Origin of the sequence: Gemmobacter aquarius (assembly GCF_003060865.1) — a bacterium.
In the GTDB taxonomy this organism is placed as follows: Bacteria; Pseudomonadota; Alphaproteobacteria; order Rhodobacterales; family Rhodobacteraceae; genus Paragemmobacter; species Paragemmobacter aquarius.
Genome location: NZ_CP028918.1, coordinates 1,976,795 through 2,002,603, shown reverse-complemented (window position 1 = coordinate 2,002,603; position 25,809 = coordinate 1,976,795). Strand labels below are relative to the sequence as shown.

The following is a 25,809-nucleotide window of genomic DNA, read 5'->3' as shown; positions in this document are numbered from 1 at the left end:
ACAGTCCTTTGCGATGGCATGACCCGACGAACGGATGGATTCGCAAACTCGGGCCTATGCCGGATGACATTGAAAGGATTTCGCATGAAACGGCTACTGATCTCGACGACGGCGCTTTCTGTGGCGCTGATGCAGATCAACCCCGCCGCGCTGATGGCGCAAACCGTGACCGAAGACGGCAGCATCATCGCCGACGACGGTTCGGTGCTGTGCCTTGGCACGCAGGACCAGCCCTGCGACCTGAACGCGGTGATGGACCAGCTGAAAGCCCAGGAAGCCGCCGCCGCCGAAGCCGCCGCACAGGCGGAAGCCGAAGCCGCCGCACAGGCAGCGGCTGACGCCGCTGCACAGGCAGAGGCTGACGCCGCTGCACAGGCAGAGGCTGACGCCGCTGCACAGGCAGAGGCCCAGCGTCAGGCTGACGAAGCCGCCGCCGCAGACGCCCAGCGTCAGGCCGACGAAGCCGCCGCCGCAGACGCCCAGCGTCAGGCCGACGAAGCCGCCGCCGCAGACGCCCAGCGTCAGGCTGACGAAGCCGCCGCCGCAGACGCCCAGCGTCAGGCTGACGAAGCCGCCGCCGCAGACGCCCAGCGTCAGGCTGACGAAGCCGCCGCCGCCGACGCCCAGCGTCAGGCCGACGAGGCCGCCGCCGCAGACGCCCAGCGTCAGGCAGATGAGGCCGCCGCAGCCGAGGAAGCCCAGCGTCAGGCTGACGAAGCCGCCGCCGCAGACGCCCAGCGTCAGGCCGACGAGGCCGCCGCCGCAGACGCCCAGCGTCAGGCCGACGAAGCCGCTGCCGCCGACGCCCAGCGTCAGGCCGACGAGGCCGCCGCCGCAGACGCCCAGCGTCAGGCCGACGAAGCTGCCGCCGACGCGGCGACCGATCCCGCCGCCGACGCGGCGACCGATCCCGCCGCCGACGTGGCAACCGATCCCGCCGCCGACGTGGCGACCGATCCCGCCGCCGACGTGGCAACCGATCCCGCCGCCGACGCGGCGACCGATCCCGCCGCCGACGCGGCGACCGATCCCGCCGCCGACGTGGCGACCGACCCTGCCGCAGACGTGGCGACCGACCCTGCCGCCGACGCGGTGACCGACCCTGCCGCCGACGCGGTGACCGACCCTGCCGCCGTCGTCGAACCCGTTGATCCGCCCGCGCCGACCGAACAGGCCGTCGAGCAGTTGACCACCCTGATGTCGGCCCCCGAGGCGGTGGAACCTGCCGCTCTGGAAGCCGCCGCCAATCTCGTGCCGATCGAAACGGTCGAAGGCGAACCGACGGTCATCCCTGAATCGCAGGATGCCGAAGCTGTCGTCGTCCAACAGATCACCGAAGCCACGGCGCGCTCTTCCTCGGAAGAATTCGCCGCAGCCCCCACGGCGGTCGCCTCTGGCTCGGGCAAGAAGCGCAGCGGCATGACCGATCTTGAAAAGGTCGGCCTCGTGGCACTGGGCGCACTCGTCGTCGGCGCGATCATCAACAATTCGCGCGCCAATACACAGGATGAAGTCGTCTCGAACAGCGGCGACCGCGTCGTGGTGCGCCGTGGCTCGGGCGATTATGTGGTCTACAAGGATGATGACGCCCTGCTGCGCCGCCCCGGATCGACCGTGCGGACCGAAACCTTCCGCGACGGGTCAACCCGCACCATCGTGGAACGCGGCGACGGCACGCAGGTTGTCACCATCCGCGACGTCACGGGCCGCGTGCTGCGCCGCGCCACCTATGACGGGCTTGGCCGCGAGGTCATTCTGATCGACGACCTGGCCCCGGAAGAGGTGATCGACGTGACCACCCTGCCCAAGCCCCGGGCGCGTGTGATCAGCATGTCCACCTCGGAAGAGGATGCCCTGCTCAAAGCCCGCATGGCCGCACTCGACGCGCAGGAAATCGGCCGCAGCTTCAGCCTGCGCCAGATCCGCGATATCCGCGAGGTCCGCAATCTTGCCGCAACAGTCGATGTGAACAACATCACCTTCGACACCGGGTCTTCGGCGATCAATCCGACGCAGGCAGAATCGCTTGCTTCGCTGGGCCGCTTCCTTGCCCAGATGGTCAAGGACAACCCCAACGAGGTCTTCCTGATCGAAGGCCACACCGATGCGGTGGGCTCTGCGGCTTCGAACCTTGCGCTGTCTGACCGTCGCGCGGAATCGGTGGCGCTTGCGTTGACCGAATACTTCGACGTGCCGCCGGAAAACATGGTGGTGCAGGGCTACGGCGAATCGGACCTGCGCGTGCAGTCCGAAGGAGACGAGCGCCAGAACCGCCGCGTGGCCGTGCGGATCGTCACCCCCTTGTTGTCGCAGGCTTCGGCCTCGCTGCAATAACGCCGCGCTACGGAAAAACGGCATCGCGCCGCGGGGGAAACCTCGCGGCGCTTTCTATTCCCCCCGACCTTTTGCCAGTGGCACTCGGCGCGCTGCCGCAGCATGATGCGATGACCAAGGGGGGCAGGATGGACCGCGCCGAACACGACAGCATTCCCGAACATGCGCTGGATTGGCACCGCAGCGGCGCCGGTGCGGCGATCGCCACGGTGATCGAGACATGGGGGTCGGCCCCGCGACAGGCGGGCAGCCAGCTTGCGATTTCGGGCAGTGGCGAGATGATGGGGTCGGTTTCGGGCGGCTGCGTCGAGGGCGCCGTAGTGACCGAGGCGCTTGCCGCTTTGCAGGACGGCCAGTCGCGCGTGCTGACCTTTGGCGTCAGCGATGATACCGCCTTTGCAGTCGGTCTTGCCTGCGGCGGCACGATTCGCGTGCTGGTCGAACCCGTGGGGCAGGGCCTACGCGTCGAGGTGCTGGAACGGCTGGTAGCGGCCCGCGCCGCCCGCAAGGCGGTGGCACTTGCCGTAAACCTGACCGACTGGACCCGCCACATCCTTTACGCCGGCGACGACCCCGCCGTGGACGCCCGCTTCCGCTCGGACCGGTCGGGCTTGGACGAAGATGGCCGCTTCATCGCCATCCACAACCCGCCGCTGCGACTGGTGATCGTCGGGGCGGTCCATATCGCCCAAGCACTGGTCACCGTTGCGCGCAGCTGCGGCTATGATTGCACCCTGATCGATCCGCGTTCGGCCTTTGGCTCGGCTGCCCGCTTTCCGGGTGAAACCATCGTCGAAGACTGGCCGGACGAAGCGCTTGCCTCGCTCGCCCCCGATGCCCGCACGGCGATCGTCACCCTGACGCATGACGCCAAGCTCGACGATCCGGCGATCAGCTACGCCCTGCGCGCGCCGGTGTTCTACCTTGGTTGCCTCGGCAGCACACGCACCCATGCCAAGCGGGTCGAACGCTTGCAGGCGGCCGGCTTTTCGCCCGACGACATCGCCCGCATCCACGCCCCTGTCGGGCTTGACATCGGCGCAAAGACCCCAGCCGAAATCGCCGTTTCAGTCATGGCCCAGATCACCCAAGCGCTGAGGAAAGGCTGATGCACTTCGGCGAGGTGGCAGTGGATCAGGCCAAGGGCGCGATCCTTGCCCATTCCGAGGCGCTGCCGCAGGGCCGCCTGCGCAAGGGTGCAATCCTGACCGAGACCGACATCGCCACTCTGAAAGCTGCAGGCTTTGCGCGCGTCACGGTAGCGCAGCTCGAGTCGGGCGACGTGGCCGAAGACGCGGCCGCCGCCCGCCTTGCCGCAGCACTTTGGTCGGATGGTGCAGGGCTGACCGCCAGTAAGGCCTTTACCGGCCGCGTGAACCTGAACGCCACGGCGCCGGGCATCGTGGCGCTTGACGCGCAAGCGGTCCATGCGCTGAACCTGATCGATCCTGCGATCACGCTTGCGACCCTCGCGCCCTATCAGCGCGTCACGGCGGGTACGCTGGTCGGGACGGTCAAGATCATCACCTATGGCGTGGCGGGCGACGCACTCTCGCGCGCGTGCGACATGGCGCAAACGGCAGGCCTGCGCGTGTTGCCGGTCACCCTGCGGACAGCGGGGCTGCTGATGACCGAGGTGCAGGGGCAGGACCCGAAGCTCGCCGCCAAGGGCCGCCGCGCGATAGAGGCGCGGTTGCGCGCGCTTGGCATGGGGCTGACCCAGACTGTCACCGTTGCCCATGACGAAACGGCAATCGCCAAGGCCTTCGCGGGGCTCGGGGGGGACTTGCTGATGATCCTGACCGGTTCGGCCACGTCGGATCTGCTGGACACCGCCCCCGCCGCCTTGCGAAGGGCAGGGGGCATTGTCCACCGCTTCGGCATGCCGGTCGATCCCGGCAACCTGCTGTTTCATGGCCGACTCGGCACCCGTCCGGTCATCGGCCTGCCCGGCTGCGCCCGCTCTCCGGCGCTGAACGGTGCGGATTGGGTGCTGGAACGTTATGCCTGCGGGCAAAAGGTAACCGACGACGACATCGCCGCGATGGGCGTGGGCGGCCTGCTCAAGGAAATCGCGCAGCGCCCGCAGCTGCGCGAACCCAAAGCCTGATCCCGGCACGATTTTTCTGCGAAAAATCAGCGCAACCTGCCCGGCGTGGCGCGTGATCCCGCGGGCGGAAAGAGAGTATTTGGGCAAAGGTGAAACAGGCCGTGCGTCACCTTGGCCGACCGGTGCTTTTGCAACGCCGTGTGAAGGGCGGGATTTTTCGCAGAAAAATCGGGGTAACGGAAAAATGCAAAAGGCGCGCCGGAGCGCGCCTTTGTCTTCGAGCGATCAGCCTTACTTGGGGCCGATCATCATCACCATCTGGCGCCCTTCGAGGCGCGGCATCGATTCGACCTTGCCATTGTCGCCCACATCGGCGGCAACACGGTTAAGCAGTTCGAGACCCAGATCCTGGTGCGCCATCTCGCGGCCACGGAAGCGCAGCGTCACCTTGACCTTGTCGCCTTCGTCGAGAAACTTCAGCACCGAGCGCATCTTGACGTCGTAATCATGGGTATCGGTTCCCGGACGGAACTTGATTTCCTTGATCTCGATGATCTTCTGCTTCTTGCGGGCTTCGGCCTCGCGCTTCTGCGTCTCGTATTTGAACTTGCCGAAGTCCATGATCTTGCAGACCGGCGGTTCCGCGTTCGGGCTGATCTCGACCAGATCGAGACCGGCTTCCTCGGCCATCTGCATGGCGCGGGCCGGGGTGACGACACCGATGTTTTCGCCCTCGGCCCCGATCAGGCGGATTTCCGGCGAGCGGATGCGATCATTCACACGGGGGCCCGTCTCGCGCTGCGGAGGGGCATTGTGGGGTCTGCGGGCTATGGTGGTCGTCCTTTTGTGGTTCGGCGTGCAGCGTGCAATTTAACCGCGCTGGTCACGGCTTTCAACGGGAATCGGGAAAAGTGCAAGGGGGCAGGGCGTTATCTTCTCCGCGCCCCCCCGAACAGATGCGCTTTTCCCGACCGCTGTGCTGCGACGGGCTTTGATTACCGTCCGTTTTCTGGCATAGCGGCGCCATTCCGGCGGGTGATCTGCCGGTCATGGAGTATGTGAAACATGCGCAACCTTGTCATTGCGGCCATCGTCGCCATCGCTGCCGCCGGCGGCTACTACCAGTTCTCGTACCTGCCCGCCCAGCAAGCCGCTGCAGAAGCCGCTGCCGCCGCCGAAGCCGAAGTGAAAGCCGCCGAAGAAGCCGCTGCCGCTGCGGCGAAAGCTGCGGAAGACGCCGCCGCGAAAGCCGCTGAAGAGGCAGCCGCCGCTGCCAAAGCCGCCGAAGAGGCTGCCGCCAAAGCTGCTACCGATGCTGCCGCAGCCTTCGATCCGGCTGCTTTCGACGCAACCAAGCTGACCGCGATGATCGACGCCTCGACGCTCGACGATGCCACCAAAACCACGCTGAAGACCGCAGTCACCGCCGCCGCCGCCAATCCGGCGCTGGTGCAGGGCGCGCTGGATCAGGTCAAGGCCGCTTTGGGCATGTAAGGCAAAAGGCGGGGGGCTCGCTCCCCGCACCCCCGAGGATATCTTCGGGCAGAAAATGGGAAAGGCCGCGCGGTTATTTCTGCGCGGCCTTTTCGTTTCGAACCTGCGGGTATCAGATGCCGTCGCCGACGAAGGCCTTTTCGACCACGAACTGCTGCGGGTCCGAATTGGCGCCCTCGGTCAGGCCGAAGTCTTCGAGGATCTTCTTTACATCGACGTTGAAGGCGAGCGAGCCGCAGACCATGGCGCGGTCCTCGGCCGGGTTCATCGCGGGCAGGCCGAGGTCGGCAAAGACCTTGCCCGATGTCAGGTTGTCGGTGACGCGCCCCATGTGGGGAAAGTTTTCGCGCGTGGTGGTGGGATAGTAGCGCAGCTTGTCGCCCACCATCTCGCCGATCAGCGGGTCATCCTTCAGGCTTTCGACCAGCTGGCGGCCGTATTCCAGTTCCGCCACCTCGCGGCAGGTGTGCATCATGATGACCTGGTCGTATTTTTCATAGGTTTCCGGCTCGCGCATCAGCGAGGCGAAGGGCGCAAGCCCGGTGCCGGTGGCAAGGAACCACAGCCGCTTGCCCGGAAGCAGCGCGTCATGCACCAGCGTGCCCACGGGTTTGGGGCGCAGGATGATCTCGTCACCGACCTTGATATGTTGGAGCTTCGAGGTCAGCGGGCCATCCGGAACTTTGATCGAGTAGAACTCCAGCTCTTCGTCCCAGGCGGGCGAGGCGATGGAATAGGCGCGCAAGAGTGGTTTTCCGTTTTCGCCCATCAGCCCGATCATCACGAATTCGCCCGAGCGGAACCGCAACGACTGCGGCCGCGTCACGCGGAAGGAAAACAGCCGGTCAGTCCAATGCGTCACCTGCGTGACGGTTTGCGCGTCGGGCAGGTGGGGCTTGGCGGCGGTCTGGGCTTTTGCGTCCATGGTCAGGCTCGCTTCGGTCATGGTGTTCGCTTTCGGCATTAGATGGAACGCCGCGCCGGGGAAAGCCCCCGCGCGGCGTATGGAGCGATTTGCGGCAGGTCAGGCGCGCAGTTTCGCCTGATAATCATGTGCCCGCCAATCGGCGCGGAAGGCCCATTGCTCGGCAGGCTGGCGCAGGGCGAGTTCGGCGGGGATTTCCACCTCGTCGAAACCGACGCGGCGGGCCATGGTGTATTGGTCGGCGATCACCGGACCATTGGCACGCAGACGGCCCGTGTAGCCCATCATCCGCAGACGGCGCGCGATGGTAAAGGCGCGGCCATCGTTGAAGGCGGGAAAGGCCACGCGGATCAGGTGCAACTCGTCGAGCAGGTCTTTCAGCACGGTCGGATCATCGGTATGGGCCAGATCGACCGCGCCCTTGTGGTCGGCAAGGTCTGCAAGCGCCACGATGGGGGCGTTCCAGTCCTCGCCGTGAAATCCGGTATCGGTGACGATCACGCTCATGCCGCGTTCTCCTTGGTTATTCTCACGGGCTTGCCGTCGATGAAATGGATGCCGCATTCGGTCTTGTCCTGACCGCGCCAGCGGCCCGAACGGGGGTCTTCTCCCGGTGCGACCTTGCTTGTGCATGGGGCGCATCCGATCGACGGGTAGCCTTGGGCCACCAAGGGATGGCGGGGCAGCCGGTTTTCTACCATGTATTCTTCAAGGTCATCGCGGCCCCAATGGGCCAGCGGGTTGACCTTGATACGCGTGTCGCCCTCGGCCTCGAAGAACTCGACCGCTTGGCGGGTGCTTGCCTGATAGCGTTTGCGCCCGGTGATCCAGCCGTCAAAGGTGGCAAGCGCCCGCTCCAGCGGTTCCACCTTGCGGACCGCGCAGCAAGCATCGGTGTTGAACTGGTGCAACGTGTTGTCGGGGTCTTCGAACGCCACGCGCGGTTGTGCGGCGCGGATGGTGCGGACGTCGCAGAGATGCAGCTTTTCCGCCAATTCGCGCTGGTAGTCGAGCGTTTCGGCAAAGAGCATCCGCGTGTCGACAAACAGCACCGGCGTTTCGGGCGCGATCACCGACACGAGGTGCAGCAGCACCACCGACTCCGCGCCAAAAGACGACACCAGCGCCACGCGGCCCAGATCGGCGTCCTTCAACGCATGTTCCAGAACGGTCGTCGCGGCATGGTGCTTGTAGCGCGCATTCAGCGCAGCCACCCGTTCCGCCACGGACCCTTCGGGAAATCGGCTCATGTCACGCGGCATCCTTGCTGTCCTCGCCGTCGTAAAGCGCGGCCTTGAACGGATCGATCCCGGTGCGGCGATAGGTTTGCAGGAAGGTTTCTTCCTGCGATGTCCGCACCGACAGGTAGGCGCGCACCAGCCGTTCGACCGCAGGCACGATTTCGTCATAGGCAAAGCCCGGTCCGGTCTTTTCGCCGATGGTCGCGGTTTCGGTGCCGTCGCCGCCCAGCGTGATCTGGTAGTTTTCCACCCCTGCACGGTCGAGACCGAGAATCCCGATATGGCCGACATGGTGATGCCCGCAGGCATTGATGCAGCCGGAAATCTTGATCTTGAGCGGCCCGATTTCATGTTCGAGGTCCAGCGCGTCGAAGCGCGTGGCAATTTCCTGCGCGATCGGGATCGAACGCGCCGTCGCGAGCGCGCAGTAATCCATGCCGGGGCAGGCGATGATGTCGGAGATCAGCCCGACATTGGCCGTGGCCAGCCCCGCCTTTGCCAGACGGGCATGCAGCGCGGGCAGGTCGGATTTGTGGACATGCGGCAGGATCACGTTCTGCTCGTGGCTGATACGCAGTTCGGAATGGCCGTATTCCTCGGCCAGTGCCGCGATTTCGCGCATCTGGTCGGCGGTGGCATCACCGGGGGTTTCGCCATGGGCCTTCAGGCTGATGGTGACGATGGCGTAACCCGATGCCTTGTGGTCGTGCAGATTGGTGTCGGCCCAAGCGCGGAAGGCGGGGTCGGCCTTGTAGAAGGCGTCATAGGCATCTGTCGGGGCCACGCGGAAGGCGGGCGGGGCAAAGGCCTCTTCGATTTCGGCCAGCAGTTTCTGGTCGTTGCCGCCGAACAGCGGGCGCAACTCGGCGAAGCGCTCTTCGATCATGCGGGTGATCTCGGGCTTGCCCGTCTCGTGCACGGTGATCTTGATCCGCGCCTTGTACTTGTTGTCGCGCCGTCCCAGCGTGTTGTAGACGGAAAGCACGGCTTCGACATAGGGCAGCAGGTCTGCCTTGGGCAGGAAGTCGCGCACCGTATGGGCGATCATCGGCGTGCGGCCAAGGCCACCGCCCACCATCACCTCGAACCCCGGTTCGCCCGCCGCGTTGCGGACCATCCGCAGCCCGATGTCATGGGCGCGGGTCACGGCGCGGTCGTTCGGGCTGCCTGTGATGGCGATCTTGAACTTGCGCGGCAGAAACTGGAATTCGGGATGGTCGGTGGACCACTGGCGCAGCAATTCGGCCACGGGGCGGGGGTCTTCGATCTCGTCCGCTGCAGCACCTGCGAAATGGTCAGCGGTGACGTTCCGCACGCAGTTGCCCGAGGTCTGGATGGCATGCATCCCGACATCGGCCAAGGCTTGCAGGATCGCAGGCACGTCCTCTAGCTTGGGCCAGTTGAACTGGATGTTCTGGCGCGTGGTGAAGTGGCCATAGCCCTTGTCCCACGTCTGCGCGATATGCGCGAGCTGCCGCATCTGGCGCGGATTGATCGTGCCATAAGGGATCGCCACCCGCAGCATATAGGCGTGCAATTGCAGATAAAGCCCGTTCATCAGCCGCAGCGGGCGAAATTCTTCCTCGGTCAGCGACCCGTCAAGGCGGCGTTCGACCTGCTGGCTGAACTGCGCCACGCGCGCGCGGACAAAGGCTTCGTCGAATTCGGAATAGGAATACATCGGGCGGTGGCCTTCTTGGCGGGACTATCAGACGAGATCGGCTTGCTTGCCATGGGCATAGTTCGATGGCCCACGGGTGCGGAAGGCTTCGCGGAAATGCACAGGCTCGGGTCCGTTCGGGCCTGCCTTGGCATCGGCGAGATAGGCCCCGACGACATATAGCTTTTGCGCTGCGGCAAACAACAGGCGCAGGTTTGCCTGTGCCTCGTCCTCGATCAGCTCGGCTTCGTGGTGCAGCAGCGACCAGCGGTCGTCGGCGGTCAGGTAAACCACGTCGCCTTCGCGCAGGCGGTTTGCGGTCACGACTTTGGGAATGAAACGGCGGCTCATGCGCTGGCCTCTTTCAGTTGGACAAGGGCCGTGGCGGCCTGCCTTTGGGCGAGGCCGTAAAGAAGCACGGCAGGACCGTCAAGCGCCGCCACCGCATCGGGCAGGGTAGCAAGCGTCGCGGCAAGGATGCGTTGGTCGGGGCGCGAGACGTTTTCGACCACGGTGACGGGGGTCGCGGCATCGGCGCCATGCATCATCAGGCGCCCTTGGATGAAGCGGGCCGATTTCTTGCCCATGTAGATCGCGGTCACTTCACCGGGTTGCGCCATGCCGCGCCAGTCCTGATCGGCGAAACCGGCCATGTCATGGCCTGTCACGATCCGCAGCGCGCGGTTGCGGCCGCGTTTGGTCAGGCTTTGCCCGATGCTTGCGGCGGCAGCGGCAGCCGAGGTCAGGCCGGGCAGGATCGTGAAACCCAGACCCGCCGCCTCAAGCGCCTCGATCTCCTCGTCCAGCCGCCCGAAGATGCCGCAATCGCCGCCTTTCAGCCGCACCACGCGGCGACCCGTCAGCGCCTGCGCCACCAGCGTGGCGTTGATGTCGGCCTGCGCGGCCGAGGGGCCGAAACCTTCCTTGCCCATGTCGATGCGCTGCACATGCGCGGGGATCAGCGCCAGAACCTCGTTGCCGACCAGACGATCATGGATCACCACATCGGCCTGCTGCAAGGCGCGCAGCACGCCCAGCGTCAGATGCGCGGCCGCACCCGGCCCTGCACCGGCAAAGGTGACGGGGGCAAGATCTGCGGGGGCGGGCAGGTCGGTCATGGCGTATCCACAGTATTGGCTTGCCTGCAATATAGGATATTTTCCCTGATTTATGACAGTGCCCCTTGCAGATAAGGAAATCTGTTCCGATACTGCGCCAGTCTGGAACGCAGTTCCGCCAAACGAAGGAAAGCGCGAATGGCAGTCCGCATGGACGATATGGACCGGAAAATCCTTGCCGAGTTGCAAGCCGATGCCGAGCAAAGCCTTGATGAAATCGCCCGCAAGGTAGGGTCGTCGAAGACGCCCGTCTGGAACCGCATCCGCCGGATGAAAGAGGCGGGGGTGATCACGCGCCAGACAGCGATCCTCGACCCCGAGGCGTTGGGGCTGGAGGCCTGTTTCTTTGTCCTGATCCGAACCAGCGAGCATGAGGCCGAGTGGCAGCGCAAGTTCCTAAAGACGCTAAAGGAGCGCCCCGAGGTGCTGGAAGCGCACCGACTGGCAGGCGATATCGACTATATCCTGAAGGTGCGGGTCAAGAACGCGCGGGCCTACGACACGTTCTATCAGGCACTGATTTCCGAGGTGAAGATCTACAACGTCACAGCTTTGCTGAGCATGGAAGAGATCAAGTCGACAACGGTTCTGCCCGTGTGACCTGCCCGTGTGACCTGCCCGAGCGGGGGCCAGCCCCCGCACCCCCGGAGTATTTATCGCAAGGATGAACGGGGGGTCAGTAGGAAACGGGCAGGGCCGTCAGCCCGTGGAAGTGGTATACATTGCCGTAGAGCGGTGCTTGGGCCAAGCGCAGCTTTGGCAGGCGTTCGAAAAGGATCGGCAGCGCCACCTGCAACTCCAGCCGCGCCAAGGGGGCACCCACGCAGAAATGCAGGCCAGCGCCGAAGCTCGCATTGGCGCGGACGGGGCGGGCGGGGTCGAAGCGGGCAGGCTTTTCCCATACCCCCGGATCGCGGTTCGCCGCCGCCAGCAGCAGCGCCACCTGCGCGCCACGGCGGAAGGTATGGCCCATCACCTCGATGTCTTCGTAAGCCCAGCGGGTGAACATGTGCAGCGGCGGGTCATAGCGCAGGATTTCCTCGACCGTTGCCTCGACCGCATCGGGGGCAAGCGCGGCAGGCGGGGTGCGCGTCTCCAAAAGCGTCTTCACCCCGTTGCCGATACTGTGCACCGTCGCCTCGTGGCCCGCGTTCAGCAAAAGGATGCAGGTGGTGATCAACTCGTCGGTAGAAAGCCGTTCGCCCTCGCTTGTCGCCGCGATGAGATGGGTGATCAGGTCATCGCGCGGATCGGCGCGGCGGGCCCCGACGTAAGAGCGCAGAAAATCGTAAAACTCTTGCGCCGCGCGGTTCGCCCGTTCCTCGGCCCCGCGCGTGCGGCCCGCCATATACATGCCGACCATCGCGTTCGACCAGGCCAGCAACTGGTCTGACATGGCTTCGGGCACCCCGAGCAGCCGCGCGATGATGACGACGGGCAGCTTCTGGCCAAAGGCGCGCAGAAGATCGCACTCGCCCGCCGGAAAGGCATCGATCAGCGCATGGCTCAGCGCCGCGATCTCGGCTTCCAATGCGGCGATCCGGCGCGAGGTAAAGGCACGCAGCACCAGCCCGCGCAGGCGGGTGTGGCGCGGCGGTTCCAGTTCCAGCATCGAATGCGCCTCGACGGCGTAAAAGGCGCGGGTGTGTTCGGCAATCGCAGGGGCACATTCGGGCGGTACCTCGCGCCCGAAGCGGCGGTCGCGGAAGATGGCGTTGACCGCCGCCGCGTTGCCGGTGCAGGCAAGCCCGTATTCGGACCAGTGAAAGAACGGGCCAAGCGCGCGGGCGCGTTCGTAAAACGGATAGGGGTTCTGAACAAAGGCCGGATCGGTGGGCGATTGCGACAGGCGTTCCATCACACCCGCCCCAGCCGGATGAAGCCCTGCGCCACCAGAACGCCCACCGCGACCAGCGCCGCCCCGCCCGCCTGCAGCCAGTTCCACGTGCCCCCCAGCGCGAGCAGGATCACCATCACGTAAAACGGCGTCATGTTGATGTGCAGCGACGACATTGCGATGCCAAGTTGCCCGACCGACATGATCCACAAGACCTGGCTTATCGCAAGCCCGCCGATCCCGAACAGCGCCAGCGCCCCGAACTCGGTCCAGCCAAAGGCCGGCCAATCCGGCCCCGGCATCCCCGCGACCATCCCCACGGCGGCAAAGACACAAGCCGCCACCGCCGCGCCCACCACCGTCACCGTGGTCGACCCGAGCGGCGTCAGCCCCGGCAGCGACGTGACCGTAAGCCGCGACGCCAGCGTGAAGACGATGACCGACGCAAGGCACAAAAGCGCCCCGATGCCAAAGCCAAGACCGCCGTCGAACTTGCCCGCGGCCAGTATCCCGCCCAAAATCGACAGGATCAGCCCGATCACGATTCCACGGTTCAGCTTGCGCCCGTCGAGCACGATCTCGATGGTGATCCCGACAAGCGGCATGGCCGATGAGACCACCGCCGCCATCACCGCCGTGGTCCGCGTCTGGCCCATCACCAGAAACAGCGCACCAAGCCCGATCATCGAGCCGACCATCATCCCGGGCACCCAGCGCGCGCGGCGCAGCGCATCCACCCCCTCGACCATCGCCCAGAGCGGCACGAGGAAAGCCGCCGCCATCGCCATCCGCGCGGCGGTCAGCGACAGGGGCGGCATCACCGGCGGCACGGGCCGGATCAAGACCTCGGCCGCGGGCAGCGCCGCCGCCCAGATCAGCATCGAGGCCATGCAGATCAGATTGGCCGACAGGACGGAACGGGTTGGAGCAAGGACGGTCATGAAAAATCCGGTGTTGTCAAAATGATCATTCCCCGGCAGACCGGTGCAAAGCTGTCCTGCGACCGACCCGAAAGGGCGCGATCAGGCTGCGGAAAGGGCGGCGACGATGGCCCCGAAATCGGCGGCCTTCAGGCTCGCCCCGCCGACGAGAGCGCCATCCACATGGGGAATGGCGAAGATCTCGGTCGCGTTCGACGGCTTGACCGATCCGCCGTAAAGGATCCGCACGCCCGCCGCCTCGGCCCCCAGCCTTGCGGTCAGGCGGGCGCGCAAAAAGGCGTGCACTTCGGCAATCTGCTCGAGGCTCGGCGTGCGGCCCGTGCCGATGGCCCAGACCGGCTCGTAGGCCACGACCAGCGTGGCAGCAGTCGACCCGTCGGGCACCGATGCGTGCAATTGCGTGCCGATCACATCCAGCGTCGCGCCTGCATCGCGTTCGGCTTCCGTCTCGCCGATGCAGACCACGGGCACCAGACCCGCCGCCTGCGCCGCGAGGGCCTTGGCCGCAACCGCTGCGTCCGTCTCTGCATGATCGGTGCGCCGCTCGGAATGGCCGACGATCACGTAAGCCGCCCCCGCGTCGCGCAGCATGCTGGCCGACACATCACCGGTATGCGCCCCCGAGGCCTTGGCATGGCAATCCTGCCCGCCCACCCGCAGGGCGGTTCCCGCAGCCATGGCCACCATCTGTGCAACCAGCGTGGCAGGCGGGCACAACAGCATCTCGCAGGCGGGGGCAGGGTGGGCCTGCAACAGGGCCGCGACCTCGGACAGGCTGGCCGCCACGCCGTTCATCTTCCAATTGCCTGCCGCGAGCTTTTTCATTCTTGCCTCCTGAAACACGCACACAGGGTTACGGCCTTGCCATCAAAATGGGAAGGCTGCGCTTTGCAAGAAAAACATTAATCTTCGCCCGTTCATCCTTGCCGAAAATACTCCGGGGTCCGGGGCAGCGCCCCGGCGGGGTCCGCCGAACCGCGCGTCAGGCGGCGGGCTGGTCCTTGAACTTGATCGATTCGCCACAGCCGCAGGCTTCGGCCACGTTGGGGTTGTTGAACCGGAACGTCGATTCCAGCAGCGAGGTTTCGTAATCGATCTCGGTGCCAAAGAGGAACATCTGCGCCATGGGGGCGATCATCACCCGCGCGCCGTCCTGCTCGATCACCTCGTCCATCGGGTTCACGTCGGCCACGTAATCCATGGTGTATTCCATGCCCGCGCAGCCGCCCTTCTTGACGCCGATCCGAAGACCCGCGCTGTGGTCTTTATCCATCAACCGCACGATCTGACGCACCGCAGCGGGGGTCAGCGTGACGGCCTGTTTTCCGGGAATGCCGAACATCTGTGAAAGGCTCCTTGGTCCTTGGCCGTTAACTTAAGGCGTAAAGTCAGGAATTCCAAGCGGCGGCAGGTGCGATAACAGCGCCAGCGTGCCGAAAGCCGCAACCAGCGCCCAGGCAAAGGACGCCAGCGTGCCGATGATCACATATTCCGACAGTTTGGCCTCTTCGCGTACGGTGCCGAAACGCAGCACCGATTTTGCGGCGATCAGAAAACCGATGCCTTCCGCCATGCCGCCCAGCACCATCAGAAAGATCAGCCCGCGCTCCAGATGGCCGATCGCCCGCCCGCCACCGGGCAACCCGTCAAGCGTGACCGCCTCGGCCCAGGGCTGCATCAACTGCCCGATGGCAAAGCCGCCCGCGCGGACGGCAAGGATCGCCCCCGCCGCCAGCACAAACAGCGCAGACAGCCGCGCTTCGCCCGCCCAGAGGCCCTCCGCAAAGATCGTAGGCGCAAGCACCGCCACCACGGCCAGCGTCAGCACATGCACCGCCTGATCGGCCAGAAAGCCCGCGAAACCCTGCCCGAACCGCGCCTTGGCGTAATCGGTCGCCATATGCGCGCCAGCCAGCGCGAAAAGGGCAGGGTGCAAACTGCCCGTCGCGGCAATCGCCGTCGCCAGCACCACGCCGCCATGGGCCAGCAAGATCGTCGGGCGACGGTTGCCCCTCGCCATGCCTGCCGGTTGCAGCACGAAATCGGCCAGCGCATGGGCCAACAGCAACGCGGCAAAGGTTTCCCACATCAAAAACCACTTTCGAAAGCCCGCAGCGCCGGATGCCACGCGGCAAATCCTGCCCCCGAAAGCCGCGCTTGCCAAGCCTGCCGTGTGATCCCGAGCCGCGCCGCCGCCGCAAGGTGGGTAAGCTCCGGTTCTGCCAACATCACCCCCATCGCCTCGGCCTGTTCGCGCGTCCAGCGCGACGAATGCCACTCGGCCAGCGCAACCAGTGCCACGGCCCAAGCGGGTGCCGCGCCCGCAAGCGCCCAGACCTGCCCGCGTGCCATGTGGTCAAGCGCGCGGCCCGATGCGGTAAAGGCCTCGCCCGCCGCATCCGACAGATCGCGCGTGCCGTCGGTTTGAAGCGGTCCGATGCCGATGGCAATGCGCGTGGCAAGCGCGCCCGCGCCGCGCAACCGCGCCGCTACCAGCAGGGCGGCCCTTAGCGCCTGTCCGGCCGGCACAAGGAATTGCCAGCCGTCGCCCCGAAAGCGCGTGAACTTCGATGCGGTTCCGGTCCAGCGCCCCGCCTCGGCGGCCACGCTGCCAAGCAGCGCCATGGCCGGCGCCACCCCTTCGGGCCGCGCGGTCGAGCCGATCAGATCTCCGGTCAGAATGGCGCTGTGGGTCATGGTGCCAGTCTACCAGCCCCAAGCTGTAACGCAAGCCTTTTAGCTTGCTTTACATGTAAGCAACTCTTTTAGCTTGCTTACGGCACATGCAGGCCTTTTGGCCTGCGCGTCTACCCGTCACAGATTACATGAAACCCAGTTCCAACCGCGCCTCGTCGGACATCATCTCCATGCCCCAAGGCGGATCGAAGGTCATCTTCACATCGACCGACTTTACGCCGGCCAAAGGCTCGACCGCATCGGCAACCCATCCGGGCATCTCGCCCGCCACGGGGCAGCCCGGCGCGGTCAGGGTCATCATGATGCCCACATCGTTCTCGGCCCCGATCCGGATGGTGTAAACCAGCCCCAGATCGAAGATATTCACCGGAATCTCGGGGTCATAAACCGTGCGACAGGCTTCGACCACGCTGTCGTAAAGCGGGTGGTCCGTGGTCGATGGTTCGATCAGGGGGGCACCCTCGATCTTTTCCGCTTGGCTCATGGCGTGTCCGTCTTCAGTTGTTGACTGAATATATAGGGAATGCCGCGGCCCAGGTCCAGTGCCCGAGCGGCTTTACTCGGGCACCCATGCCTGCGGCTCTTTTCCACGTTCGAGCGTATAGAACCCGTCTGCCGCCACGGCCTGCCAAGGCCCCTCGGTCCCGTCCGGCCAGATCACCCGCACCTCGGTCCGGTCCACCGCGCCCAGCCCGAAATGCCACCAGCCAAGGCTGCCGCCTGCATGACCGCCGCCGATGGTCATCTCGCGCCGCAAGACCTGACCGTCGTCGCGCTTGACCTCGATCCAGCCGCCGGTGCCATGCTGGTTCGGCGCGGGCTGCATTGGCAGGAACTGCACCCAATGCCCCGTTTCGCCCCCCGTATTGCGCCAGATTTCGGCGGGTTCGTTGCGGTTTACAGCGGCGATGTCGATCAGCCCGTCAAGGTTGAAATCGGCCAAGGCCCCGCCACGCGCCTGCCGGAAACTGGCGACACCGGCCTTGTCGCCCGCCTCGAAAAACGTGCCGTCGGCGCGTTGCAGCATCAGGTTGTTGGGGTCTTTCTGCGCGAAATCCGGCATTTCCCAGACATTGCCCTTGGCGACCCACAGATCGGCCCGCCCGTCATTGTTCACATCCTGAAAATCGGCATGCCATGCGGTCGACGGGCGCAAGTCGTCCCCCGTATAGGGCCGCTGCGCAATTGCTCCCTTGGCAAAGGCCACATCCGAGAACTTCGGCACCACCTTGCCGTCGATCGGGGGGGCTGCCAGCGTCTGCAACTTGTTGTCGGCCATGCTGGTCAGATAGTAATCGGGATAGCCGTCGAGGTTAAGGTCCGTGCTGGCGATCCCCATCCCCCATATCCGCAGCCGCGCCCAACCATCCTTTTCGCCATAAAGCACAGGCGCGGCATCGGGGTCGATGCGCCACATCTGTTCCTGCCCGCCCTTGTAATACTCGCGGTCGTTCGACACCCGCAGGGCAGGGGTGCCCGACCGGTTCCAGTCGGTGAACAGGATCGACAGCGCACAAAACCCGGGCGTCAGCGGCAGGGGCGAATCGAACCCCTTGCCCTTGGGCCGGTACAGGTAATTCGGCGTACAAGACCCCCAGGGAAAGGCCTCTTGCGTGCGGTCGATATAGGTGCCCACCGCCAGTGTCGGCCAATCTGCGCCCCGCTCCCATGTCGCGGCAAAGGCGGTCGACCACAGGTCAAGCCCGTCAAAACCCCAATCCGTCGCCTCTTCGAAGCGGCAATCGCCCAGACCCCGCATCACGCGGTCTGGCCCGACGCGCAGCAGCACCAGATCGGTGATCCCGTCGCTGTCGATGTCGATCGGGTAGCCGCCTGCCACCTCGTCCTGCTCCAGCCCGCTTTCGACGGCGACGAATTTCAGCGCCCCGCCAATGGCCGAGTCATTGCGGAACAATTGCGCCATGGCCGTGCCGCCGGCCATGAACAATTCGGGCTTCCTGTCGCCGTTGCAATCGAAGGCCGCAGCCCCGCCGCCCACCATGAAGGTCCATTCGCCGGTGAAACTGTGCTCCAACCCTGAAGACAGCGTTTCGTCGGCGAAAGCCGGAATGGCGGGGTCTTCGGCCCGTGCCACCGCAGGCAGCAGCAACAAAACCAGCGCAAAAGCCTTCATTTCCGCGTCCTCAATGCATTCACATGCGCCCCGATGCAGCGCCCCTGTTCCAACCCGCGCTCGATGGCCGAGCGGAAATGGATGCCGCCATAAAGTCGCGACAGCGCCGCTTCCTCGGCCGCCGTCGCAAAGCTGGGATAATGCCGCGCTGCCATCCCCTCATCCTCATGCGTGGCGTCGTCGAAGGCGAAGTTCTCGCCGAACAGGTCGGTCAAGACCGCCGCCGCCGCCCCCGACTGGGTGGAATGGCCCGACGGGTATTCCGGAAAGGGCGGGGTGATCAGCAGCGCCTCCCATTTCGGGTCGATCACGCGGCGGATATAGGTCACGGGCCGCAGTAGATTGTATTCGTATTTGCTCTGCCAGCAGCCGATGAAGGCATCGGCCACCGCGATCCCGAGCCGCGCCAGCACCTCGGCCCGCCGTGCGGCGTCGGCGTCCTGCGCGTCGAGGATATCCATCGCGATCGCCGTCCAATGGCCGGGGGGCGTGGGCGACAGCATCGGATCGTCCGACCAGAACCGCGCGATCAGCTTCTGCTCGGGAGTCAGGTTGGTCGTCACGTCATAGACCTCTTTTGCCTCGGCATAAAAGGCCGACGAGGGGTCTTCGGAATAAGCGGGCGGCGGGGGCAGGGCGCAGGCATCGCCCGCAGGCATCGCAAAGGGGCGCACATTGCCCCAATCGGGCAACAGTGGTTTTTGCTGCTGCACGATCAGGCTGGTGGGCACCCAGTCGCCGGGGCCTTTGGCAAGGGCGGATTCATAGGGAAAGCCCATGTTCTCGACCACGGCGCCGCCATCGGTCGAAGACCAGGCGATGATATGGTCCGCAACGACTTTCCCGTAAGCCTTGCTCCGCTCCACCACATCGGGGGCGACACCCTCGACCACCTGCGCGGTCAGGCTCTTCTCCATAGCGGCCTTGGCACGCTGCCCTGTGGGGCCGGTGTTGGAAAAGAACACCTTCACCGCATCGGTCATCGCGGCATTGACCACCACGGCCTCGTCATAGGCCAGGCCAGCCTCGCGCGGGGGAACTGGCGTCAGATCGGTCAGTTGTCCGGCAAAGGACACCATGTCCGGCTTGCCCGTAGCGACGGCCTCATAGGCGATCACTCCCAGGTAGGAAAACGCCCGCGACGCGACGGGCGGCGAATAGGTCGGCGTGTGGCGCACCAGTTCGAGCACAAGCCGGTACCAGTTGGCGATCACGCGTGCCCCGTCATCCGCCCGGACCGGCGCAGCGAAAGCCATCGCCATCGCCAGCACCACGCCTGCGGCTATCTGTCCCAAACCCGTCCGCACCATTCCGCCGTTCCTCCCTAACCGTGGCGACAGAAAGCACGGCGCCAAGCCAAGCGGCAAGCCCAAAGAAAAGCCCGGACCTTGCGGGCCGGGCTTTGCAATCAGAACGGGATTTCGTCGTCCATGTCATTGGCGCGACCACCGCCACCACCACCGCCACCGCCCGACGATCCGCCGCCATAGCCGCCACCGCCACCGCTGCGGGCACCGCCGCCACCCGATGCGCTGCCGCCGCCCTGATAGTCGTCATAGCCGCCGCGGTCATCGCCACCGCCGCCGCCACCGCCGCCGCCCTCACCGCGACCGCCAAGCAGCGTCAACTCGCCGCGGAACGCCCGCAGCACCACTTCGGTCGTATAGCGGTCGGCCCCCGACTGGTCCTGCCATTTACGGGTCTCGAGCTGCCCCTCGATATAGACAGTCGATCCCTTGCGAAGATATTGCTCGGCAATCTTGGCGAGGTTTTCGTTGAAGATCGCCACCGAATGCCATTCGGTCCGTTCCTTGCGCTCGCCCGTCGCCTTGTCGCGCCAGTTTTCCGACGTGGCGATGCGCAGGTTCACCACCTTGCCGCCATTCGGGAAACTCCGCACCTCGGGGTCGCGCCCGAGGTTGCCGACGATGATCACCTTGTTGACAGAGCCTGCCATTCGTCCCTCCTGATCCAGATCCTGCGACCGACCCTATCCGCCGCTTGGTTAACAAACTGCTATAACGGGCCTCGGCACCTGCCGCAATCGGCGGGCTGCGGCTTTGCGCCGAAGCGGGCAAAAGCGCTGGCAAAATGCGATCTTTTGATCGATAGTCCCGCCGCAAGAAACCAGTGCAGGGACGGTGAATGGTGATCAAACGGGTGCGGGCGGGGGTCGTCGCGGGGGTCGCAATCTTTGCGGCACTGCCGGTCTTTGCCGAAGGGTTCATCCTGTCGACCGGAGCACCGAAATCGCGTGCGGAAATTTTCGCCTCGCAGACCCGTCTGATGGACCGCAAACTGGCCAAGCAATACTCGGGTTCCGCCAAGCTGCGCCCCGACTTCGATGGATTGCAAGATGATATCCCCTTGCCGGCCTATCGCGGCAACTATCGTGGTGAATATCTCGAAACCGCAAAGGCCGCCGCCCGCGCCCATGACGTTCCCGAAGACCTGTTCCTGCGGCTCGTGCAGCAGGAAAGCGGCTGGAACCCCGGCGCCGTTTCTCCCAAGGGGGCAACGGGGCTGGCGCAACTCATGCCCGGCACGGCCGATCTTCTGGGTGTCGACATCGACGATCCCGAAGAAAACCTGCGGGGCGGGGCGCGCTATCTTCGCATGATGTATGACAAATTCGGCAGCTGGAAGCTGGCGCTCGCCGCCTATAACGCGGGGCCGAAAGCGGTAGAGGCGGCCGGCGGCGTGCCCGACTTCGACGAGACGCAGAACTACGTCAAGGCGATCCTCGGCTAGCGTTTTCTGACGCAGAAAACGCGGCGGAATTTGACGCAAATTCCGGCTCCCGACGTCGGACACCGTTTTTTGCGTCAAAAAACGGCGCGAAATCTGCGTCAGATTTCGCTCACTCGGCCGCCATCTTGATCACCGGCTCCATCGCTGCCAGCACGTCATCGGGCAGGTGGCATTTGATCTGGTGCGCGCCCTCCAGCATCCGCACCGGCGGCATCTCGGTCTCGCACAGGTTGCCCGCAACCTTGCCCTTCCAGCGGCAGCGCGTCTGGAACGGGCAACCGGGCGGCGGGTTCATGGCCGATGGGATATCGCCTTCCAGCACGATGCGCTGCTTGATCACGCGGGTGTCGGCGATGGGAACGGCCGACAAAAGCGCCTCGGTATAGGGGTGATAGGGCGGCTGGAACACCTGATCCGTGCTGCCCATTTCGACCACATGGCCCAGATACATCACCATGACCCGGTCTGCGAGGTAACGCACGATCGACAGGTCATGGCTGATGAACAGCAGCGTCGTCGCATTCTTGCGCTGGATATCCATCAACAGATCGGTCACCGCCGCCTGCACCGACACATCGAGCGCCGAGACCGGTTCATCGGCCACCACCACCTTGGCCCCGCCCGCAAAGGCCCGCGCGATGCCGACGCGCTGCTTCTGCCCGCCCGACAATTGGCGCGGCATCCGTTCGGCAAAGGCGCGGGGCAGCTTGACCAGATCGAGCAACTCCAGCATCCGGTCGCGGCGTTCCTCGTCCGACGTTCCCTGGTTGAAGATCTCGAGCGCACGGATGATCTGGCGGCCCACGTTCATCGACGGGTTCAATGTGTCGAACGGGTTCTGGAACACCATCTGCACTTGCGAAATCGTGTCGGTGTTGCGTTGTTGGATCGGGGTTGACTGGATATTCTCGTCAAACAGCATGATCTGTCCGCTGGTCGCGGTTTCCAGCCCCATCAAGACCTTGGCAAAGGTCGACTTGCCGCAGCCCGATTCGCCCACGATGGCCAGCGTCTCGCCCTCATGCGCTTCGAAGCTGAGCGTCTCGTTGGCTTTGACGACCTTCTTCATCCCGCCGCCAAAGGCACCGGTCGAGACCGAGTAGTACTTTTTCAGATCCTCCAGCTTCAACACGACACGCCCGACCGGCGTTTTCTCGTGCTGCACGGCGGCTTTCAGCGGCGCGTCCCAGTCGATCTGGTCGATCCTGATGCAGCGGCTTTCGTGGCGGTTGCTGTCGGCCACATCCACCATCGGAATGTCGCCCGCATTGCAGCGCCCCTCGACGAAGTAATCGCAGCGCGGGCCGAAATTGCACCCTTTGGGCCGTTCATGGGGCAGGGGAAAGTTGCCCGGAATGGCCACCAAGGGGCGCGAGTTCTTGTCCGCCCCCGGCAGCGGAATCGACCGGAACAGCGCCTGCGTATAGGGGTGGCGCATCAGGTCGAAGACATCCTTGACGTTGCCGGTTTCCACCGCCTCGCCCGAATACATCACGCAGAGCCGGTTGCAGACATCGAGCACAAGGCCAAGGTTATGGCTGATGAACAGCATCGAGGTGCCGTATTTGCGGCCAAGGTCCTTGACCAGATCGATCACCCCCGCCTCCACCGTCACGTCGAGCGCGGTGGTGGGTTCGTCGAGGATCAGAAGCGCGGGCTTCGACATCAGCGCCATGGCGATGACGATGCGCTGCTGCTGTCCGCCCGAAAGCTGGTGCGGATAGCTGTTCAGGATACGGTCAGGGTCGGGCAGGCGCACATCGGCAACGATCTGGCGCGCCAGCTTCCACGCCTCGGCCTGCGCCATGCCCTGATGGATCATCGGCACTTCGGCAAGCTGCGCGCCGATCTTCATCGCCGGGTTGAGCGAGGCCATCGGTTCCTGATAGATCATCGCGATTTCCGACCCGCGGATGTGGCGCAGCTCTTCCTCGGTCATATGGGTCAGGTCACGGCCCTTGAACTTGATCGAGCCGCCCACGATCTTGCCGTTTTTGCCAAGGTCGCGCATCACCGCCAGTGCCACGGTCGACTTGCCGCAGCCCGATTCACCCACAAGCCCCATCGCCTCGCCCGCCATCACCGTGCAGGAAAAATCCATCACGGCCGGTATCTCGCGCAGGCGCGTGAAGAAGCTGATCGACAGGTTCTCGATCTCGAGAATGGGTTTGGACGGGTCCCAGGTGATGTCAGACATGGCAGCCTCGCGCGGGTGGTGGGTGCGGGAGCGGGGGTTTCACACCCCCGCACCCCCGTGGGATATTTAAGGACAGAAAATGCGGGGCGACGTGCGGCGCATCAGTCTTTCATGCTTTCTTCGCGCAAACCGTCGGCCAAGAGGTTCAGACCGAGGACGAGGCTCATCAGGGCAAGCGCGGGGACAACCGCCGGATGCGGTGCGATGGCCAGAAGGCGGCGGCCGTAGTTGATGGTCGACCCCCAGTCGGGGCTTTCGGGGCTGACGCCGAGACCGAAGAAGCCGAGCGTCCCGAGAAGGATGGTGGTGTAGCCGATCCGCAGGCAGAAATCGACGATCAGCGGACCGCGTGCGTTGGGCAGGATTTCCCACAGCATGATATACCACGGCCCCTCGCCACGGGTCTGGCCCGCTGCCACGTAGTCGCGCGTCTTGATGTCCATCACCATGCCGCGCACGATGCGGAACACGCCGGGCGAATTGACGAAGACAACCGAAACAAAGACGTTCAGCACGTTCGGGTCCATCGACCACACACCAAGCGGATCGGCATTGAAAGCAAGGCCTGAATAGGCCCAAAGCCCGATCACCAGCACCACGCCGACATAGATGTTGCGCTGCTTGGGGTTGGTGAAGAAGCGCGAGTTGAACAGGATGGTCAGGAAGATGACCGGAAAGATGAACAGGATCGCGGCGAGCACGATCGGTATCCCCGTGTCACGGATTTCCGGCGTGACGAGCAGGTAGAACAGCAGGATCACCGGAAAGGCCAGCACGAGGTTCGAGCCGAAGCTGATCGCCGTGTCGAGCTTGCCACCGATATAACCCGCAGGCAGGCCGAGCGTGATGCCTACCATGAAGGCCACCACGGTCGCGGCGGGTGCGATCTTCAGCACCTCGCGCGCGCCCATGATCACGCGGCTGAACACGTCACGCGCCAGATGGTCGCCGCCGAGCAGGTAATAGGCGCCCTCCATACCCTTGACCGGGCTGCCGGGCACGATGTTCTTCATGCCCGACAACTGCACCAGCGGATCATGCGTGATGATGATGTCTGCGAAGCAGGCCACGAAGACCCAGAACATCACCATCGCGAAACCGATCATCCCCACCGGGCTGTCGAAGATGCGACCGTAAAGGCCGAGGCGGCGCTTAAAGGTAAAGGAAAGGGCGAAGACCGCGATCAGCCCGATCCAGACCGGCACCAGCCGCGCTGCGATGCCAAGGATGATCTGCCCCCAAGAAAGTGCGTCCTGCATGGTCATTCCCCCCTCAGGCCAGTCGGATGCGCGGGTTGAGGAAGACATAGCCGATGTCGGATATCAGCTGGGTCACCAGAACGACGAAGACGGCGACGACCGAACACCCCAGAAGGGTGTTGATGTCGTTATTGCCTGCGGCTTGCACCAAAGTCCAGCCGAAGCCTTTGTAATTGAACAATGTTTCTGAAATCACCACCCCGTTCAGAAGCCACGGGAATTGCAGCATGATGACCGTAAACGGCGCGATCAGCGCGTTCCTGAGCGCATGGCGCATGACGACCTGTCTGAAGGACACGCCCTTGAGCCGCGCAGTGCGGATATATTGCTGGGTCATCACCTCTGTCATCGAAGCCCGCGTCATGCGGGCGATGTAGCCGATGCCGTAAAGCGCGATCGTGGCGACCGGCAGGGCAAAGTTCCAGAAGGTGATATTGTCCATCGCGCTGGTCGCGGTCCCGGGAAACAGCGTCTTGCCGGAAATCCAGCCCCAGTCGGCAAGGATCGGTGACACGCCCGCCGTCGCCGATGCCAGAACCGCGATGAGGATGACCCCCGAGACATATTCCGGCGTCGCCGTGGTGGCGATGGCAAAGGTCGACAGCACACGGTCGGTGCGCGAGCCTTCGCGCATCCCCGACAGCACGCCGAGCAGCAAGGATGTGGGGACCATCACGATCATCACCCAAAGCATCAGCCAGCCCGTCGCGCCGAGCGATCTGCCCAGAACTTCCGACACCGGCTGCTTGAAGACGGTCGAGAAACCCCAGTCGCCCTGCAAGACCCCGCAATACTTCGGCGTGTCTTCCTGCGCCACGCCACGCTTGACGCAGCGGCCGTGGAACGTTCCGTCGTCTTCCGTCCGCGTCCAGCCCGGCGCCACGCCGATCCATTGCGCATAGCGCATAAGCACCGGCCCGCTATGGCCGTTGCGTTCCAGCCAGCTTGTCACCGCGTCATCTTCCATCCGGACCGATGCTTCCGATTTCGCAAGCTTTTCAAGGTTCGGCGGCAGGTTCGTCATGTAAAACACGATGAACGTCAGGGCAAAGGCAGTCAGCAGCATCACGCCAAGGCGGCGCAGGACGAAGAAGAGCATGGCTCATCCTTTCCCGAGGGGACAGGCACTGGGTGTCAGGCACTTTGGTGCGGTATTTCAAATGGGATCCGA

General features: G+C 64.6%; 26 protein-coding genes. 6 read left to right on the top strand and 20 right to left on the bottom strand.

The features are described from left to right. Positions 1-84: 84 nt before the first annotated feature. From HYN69_RS09610 to HYN69_RS09600, 3 genes are all read left to right on the top strand, one after another. Positions 85-2,334 carry an OmpA family protein gene (locus HYN69_RS09610; RefSeq protein WP_108435553.1) on the top strand — a complete coding sequence of 750 codons (2,250 nt, stop codon included), beginning with the start codon at positions 85-87 and terminating at the stop codon, positions 2,332-2,334. A 128-nt stretch (positions 2,335-2,462) separates the two neighbouring features. Further along, positions 2,463-3,443, top strand: a complete 981-nt coding sequence (locus HYN69_RS09605) for an XdhC family protein (protein WP_108435552.1) — start codon at positions 2,463-2,465, stop codon at positions 3,441-3,443. After that, a complete protein-coding gene (locus HYN69_RS09600) occupies positions 3,443-4,444 on the top strand; it encodes a molybdopterin-binding protein (protein WP_108435551.1) in 1,002 nt (333 codons plus the stop codon). The genes HYN69_RS09605 and HYN69_RS09600 overlap by 1 nt, the downstream gene beginning before the upstream one ends. Before the next feature lie 231 nt (positions 4,445-4,675). Here the strand turns inward: HYN69_RS09600 and infC are convergent, their stop codons facing one another. Continuing rightward, positions 4,676-5,164, bottom strand: a complete 489-nt coding sequence (gene infC / locus HYN69_RS09595; protein ID WP_230426364.1) for a translation initiation factor IF-3 — start codon at positions 5,162-5,164, stop codon at positions 4,676-4,678. A gap of 285 nt (positions 5,165-5,449) precedes the next feature. On the opposite strand from infC, the gene HYN69_RS09590 reads away from it, so the two are divergent. Further along, complete coding sequence (locus HYN69_RS09590) at positions 5,450-5,878, top strand: hypothetical protein (protein ID WP_108435549.1); 429 nt, start codon at positions 5,450-5,452, stop codon at positions 5,876-5,878. 112 nt (positions 5,879-5,990) lie between these two features. Here the strand turns inward: HYN69_RS09590 and HYN69_RS09585 are convergent, their stop codons facing one another. The 6 genes from HYN69_RS09585 to cobA all read right to left on the bottom strand — a co-directional run bounded on the left by HYN69_RS09585 (position 5,991) and on the right by cobA (position 10,822). After that, complete coding sequence (locus tag HYN69_RS09585; RefSeq protein ID WP_108435548.1) at positions 5,991-6,824, bottom strand: ferredoxin--NADP reductase; 834 nt, start codon at positions 6,822-6,824, stop codon at positions 5,991-5,993. Positions 6,825-6,902: 78 nt separating this feature from the next. After that, entirely contained in the window at positions 6,903-7,310 is a 408-nt protein-coding gene (locus HYN69_RS09580) for a DUF934 domain-containing protein (protein ID WP_108435547.1), read from the bottom strand. Continuing rightward, the gene (locus tag HYN69_RS09575) at positions 7,307-8,053 is read right to left on the bottom strand and encodes a phosphoadenylyl-sulfate reductase (protein ID WP_108435546.1); all 747 of its coding nucleotides are present in this window, start codon (positions 8,051-8,053) and stop codon (positions 7,307-7,309) included. The genes HYN69_RS09580 and HYN69_RS09575 overlap by 4 nt, the downstream gene beginning before the upstream one ends. A gap of 1 nt (position 8,054) precedes the next feature. Then, positions 8,055-9,725: a nitrite/sulfite reductase gene (locus HYN69_RS09570; protein ID WP_108435545.1), complete on the bottom strand. Its 1,671-nt coding sequence runs from the start codon at positions 9,723-9,725 to the stop codon at positions 8,055-8,057. Between the two features lie 27 nt (positions 9,726-9,752). After that, complete coding sequence (locus HYN69_RS09565; protein WP_108435544.1) at positions 9,753-10,055, bottom strand: DUF2849 domain-containing protein; 303 nt, start codon at positions 10,053-10,055, stop codon at positions 9,753-9,755. Next, the gene (gene cobA, locus HYN69_RS09560) at positions 10,052-10,822 is read right to left on the bottom strand and encodes a uroporphyrinogen-III C-methyltransferase (RefSeq protein WP_108435543.1); all 771 of its coding nucleotides are present in this window, start codon (positions 10,820-10,822) and stop codon (positions 10,052-10,054) included. Before cobA ends, HYN69_RS09565 begins: the two co-directional genes overlap by 4 nt. A 138-nt stretch (positions 10,823-10,960) precedes the next feature. Here cobA and HYN69_RS09555 point away from each other — a divergent pair, with 138 nt between their 5' ends. After that, positions 10,961-11,422, top strand: a complete 462-nt coding sequence (locus tag HYN69_RS09555; RefSeq protein WP_108435542.1) for an Lrp/AsnC family transcriptional regulator — start codon at positions 10,961-10,963, stop codon at positions 11,420-11,422. A gap of 76 nt (positions 11,423-11,498) precedes the next feature. On the opposite strand, the gene HYN69_RS09550 is transcribed toward HYN69_RS09555, so the two are convergent. The 10 genes from HYN69_RS09550 to ssb form a co-directional block, all read right to left on the bottom strand. Then, complete coding sequence (locus HYN69_RS09550; RefSeq protein WP_108435541.1) at positions 11,499-12,680, bottom strand: cytochrome P450; 1,182 nt, start codon at positions 12,678-12,680, stop codon at positions 11,499-11,501. Further along, positions 12,680-13,600 carry a DMT family transporter gene (locus tag HYN69_RS09545; RefSeq protein ID WP_108435540.1) on the bottom strand — a complete coding sequence of 307 codons (921 nt, stop codon included), beginning with the start codon at positions 13,598-13,600 and terminating at the stop codon, positions 12,680-12,682. The genes HYN69_RS09550 and HYN69_RS09545 overlap by 1 nt, the downstream gene beginning before the upstream one ends. An 81-nt stretch (positions 13,601-13,681) precedes the next feature. Beyond that, the gene (tpiA, locus tag HYN69_RS09540) at positions 13,682-14,425 is read right to left on the bottom strand and encodes a triose-phosphate isomerase (protein WP_108435539.1); all 744 of its coding nucleotides are present in this window, start codon (positions 14,423-14,425) and stop codon (positions 13,682-13,684) included. Positions 14,426-14,582: 157 nt separating this feature from the next. Then, positions 14,583-14,942: a HesB/IscA family protein gene (locus HYN69_RS09535; protein WP_108435538.1), complete on the bottom strand. Its 360-nt coding sequence runs from the start codon at positions 14,940-14,942 to the stop codon at positions 14,583-14,585. Positions 14,943-14,975: 33 nt separating this feature from the next. Then, positions 14,976-15,728: a DUF3307 domain-containing protein gene (locus tag HYN69_RS09530; RefSeq protein WP_159082414.1), complete on the bottom strand. Its 753-nt coding sequence runs from the start codon at positions 15,726-15,728 to the stop codon at positions 14,976-14,978. Next, a complete protein-coding gene (locus HYN69_RS09525) occupies positions 15,689-16,297 on the bottom strand; it encodes a hypothetical protein (protein ID WP_108435536.1) in 609 nt (202 codons plus the stop codon). The genes HYN69_RS09530 and HYN69_RS09525 overlap by 40 nt, the downstream gene beginning before the upstream one ends. A 124-nt stretch (positions 16,298-16,421) precedes the next feature. Then, the gene (locus tag HYN69_RS09520; protein ID WP_108435535.1) at positions 16,422-16,781 is read right to left on the bottom strand and encodes an SUF system Fe-S cluster assembly protein; all 360 of its coding nucleotides are present in this window, start codon (positions 16,779-16,781) and stop codon (positions 16,422-16,424) included. Positions 16,782-16,853: 72 nt separating this feature from the next. Further along, positions 16,854-18,431 (bottom strand): CRTAC1 family protein, encoded by a 1,578-nt coding sequence (locus HYN69_RS09515; protein WP_108435534.1) that lies wholly within the window; start codon positions 18,429-18,431, stop codon positions 16,854-16,856. After that, positions 18,428-19,741 carry a vanadium-dependent haloperoxidase gene (locus HYN69_RS09510; protein ID WP_108435533.1) on the bottom strand — a complete coding sequence of 438 codons (1,314 nt, stop codon included), beginning with the start codon at positions 19,739-19,741 and terminating at the stop codon, positions 18,428-18,430. The genes HYN69_RS09515 and HYN69_RS09510 overlap by 4 nt, the downstream gene beginning before the upstream one ends. Before the next feature lie 98 nt (positions 19,742-19,839). Next, complete coding sequence (gene ssb / locus HYN69_RS09505; RefSeq protein WP_108435532.1) at positions 19,840-20,388, bottom strand: single-stranded DNA-binding protein; 549 nt, start codon at positions 20,386-20,388, stop codon at positions 19,840-19,842. 188 nt (positions 20,389-20,576) lie between these two features. Here ssb and HYN69_RS09500 point away from each other — a divergent pair, with 188 nt between their 5' ends. Beyond that, entirely contained in the window at positions 20,577-21,182 is a 606-nt protein-coding gene (locus HYN69_RS09500) for a lytic transglycosylase domain-containing protein (RefSeq protein WP_108435531.1), read from the top strand. Positions 21,183-21,291: 109 nt separating this feature from the next. Here the strand turns inward: HYN69_RS09500 and HYN69_RS09495 are convergent, their stop codons facing one another. From HYN69_RS09495 to HYN69_RS09485, 3 genes are all read right to left on the bottom strand, one after another. Next, a complete protein-coding gene (locus HYN69_RS09495) occupies positions 21,292-23,379 on the bottom strand; it encodes a dipeptide ABC transporter ATP-binding protein (protein ID WP_108435530.1) in 2,088 nt (695 codons plus the stop codon). 101 nt (positions 23,380-23,480) lie between these two features. Next, positions 23,481-24,638 carry an ABC transporter permease gene (locus HYN69_RS09490; protein WP_108435529.1) on the bottom strand — a complete coding sequence of 386 codons (1,158 nt, stop codon included), beginning with the start codon at positions 24,636-24,638 and terminating at the stop codon, positions 23,481-23,483. 13 nt (positions 24,639-24,651) lie between these two features. Beyond that, entirely contained in the window at positions 24,652-25,737 is a 1,086-nt protein-coding gene (locus HYN69_RS09485; RefSeq protein WP_108435528.1) for an ABC transporter permease, read from the bottom strand. Between the last annotated feature and the right edge of the window lie 72 nt (positions 25,738-25,809).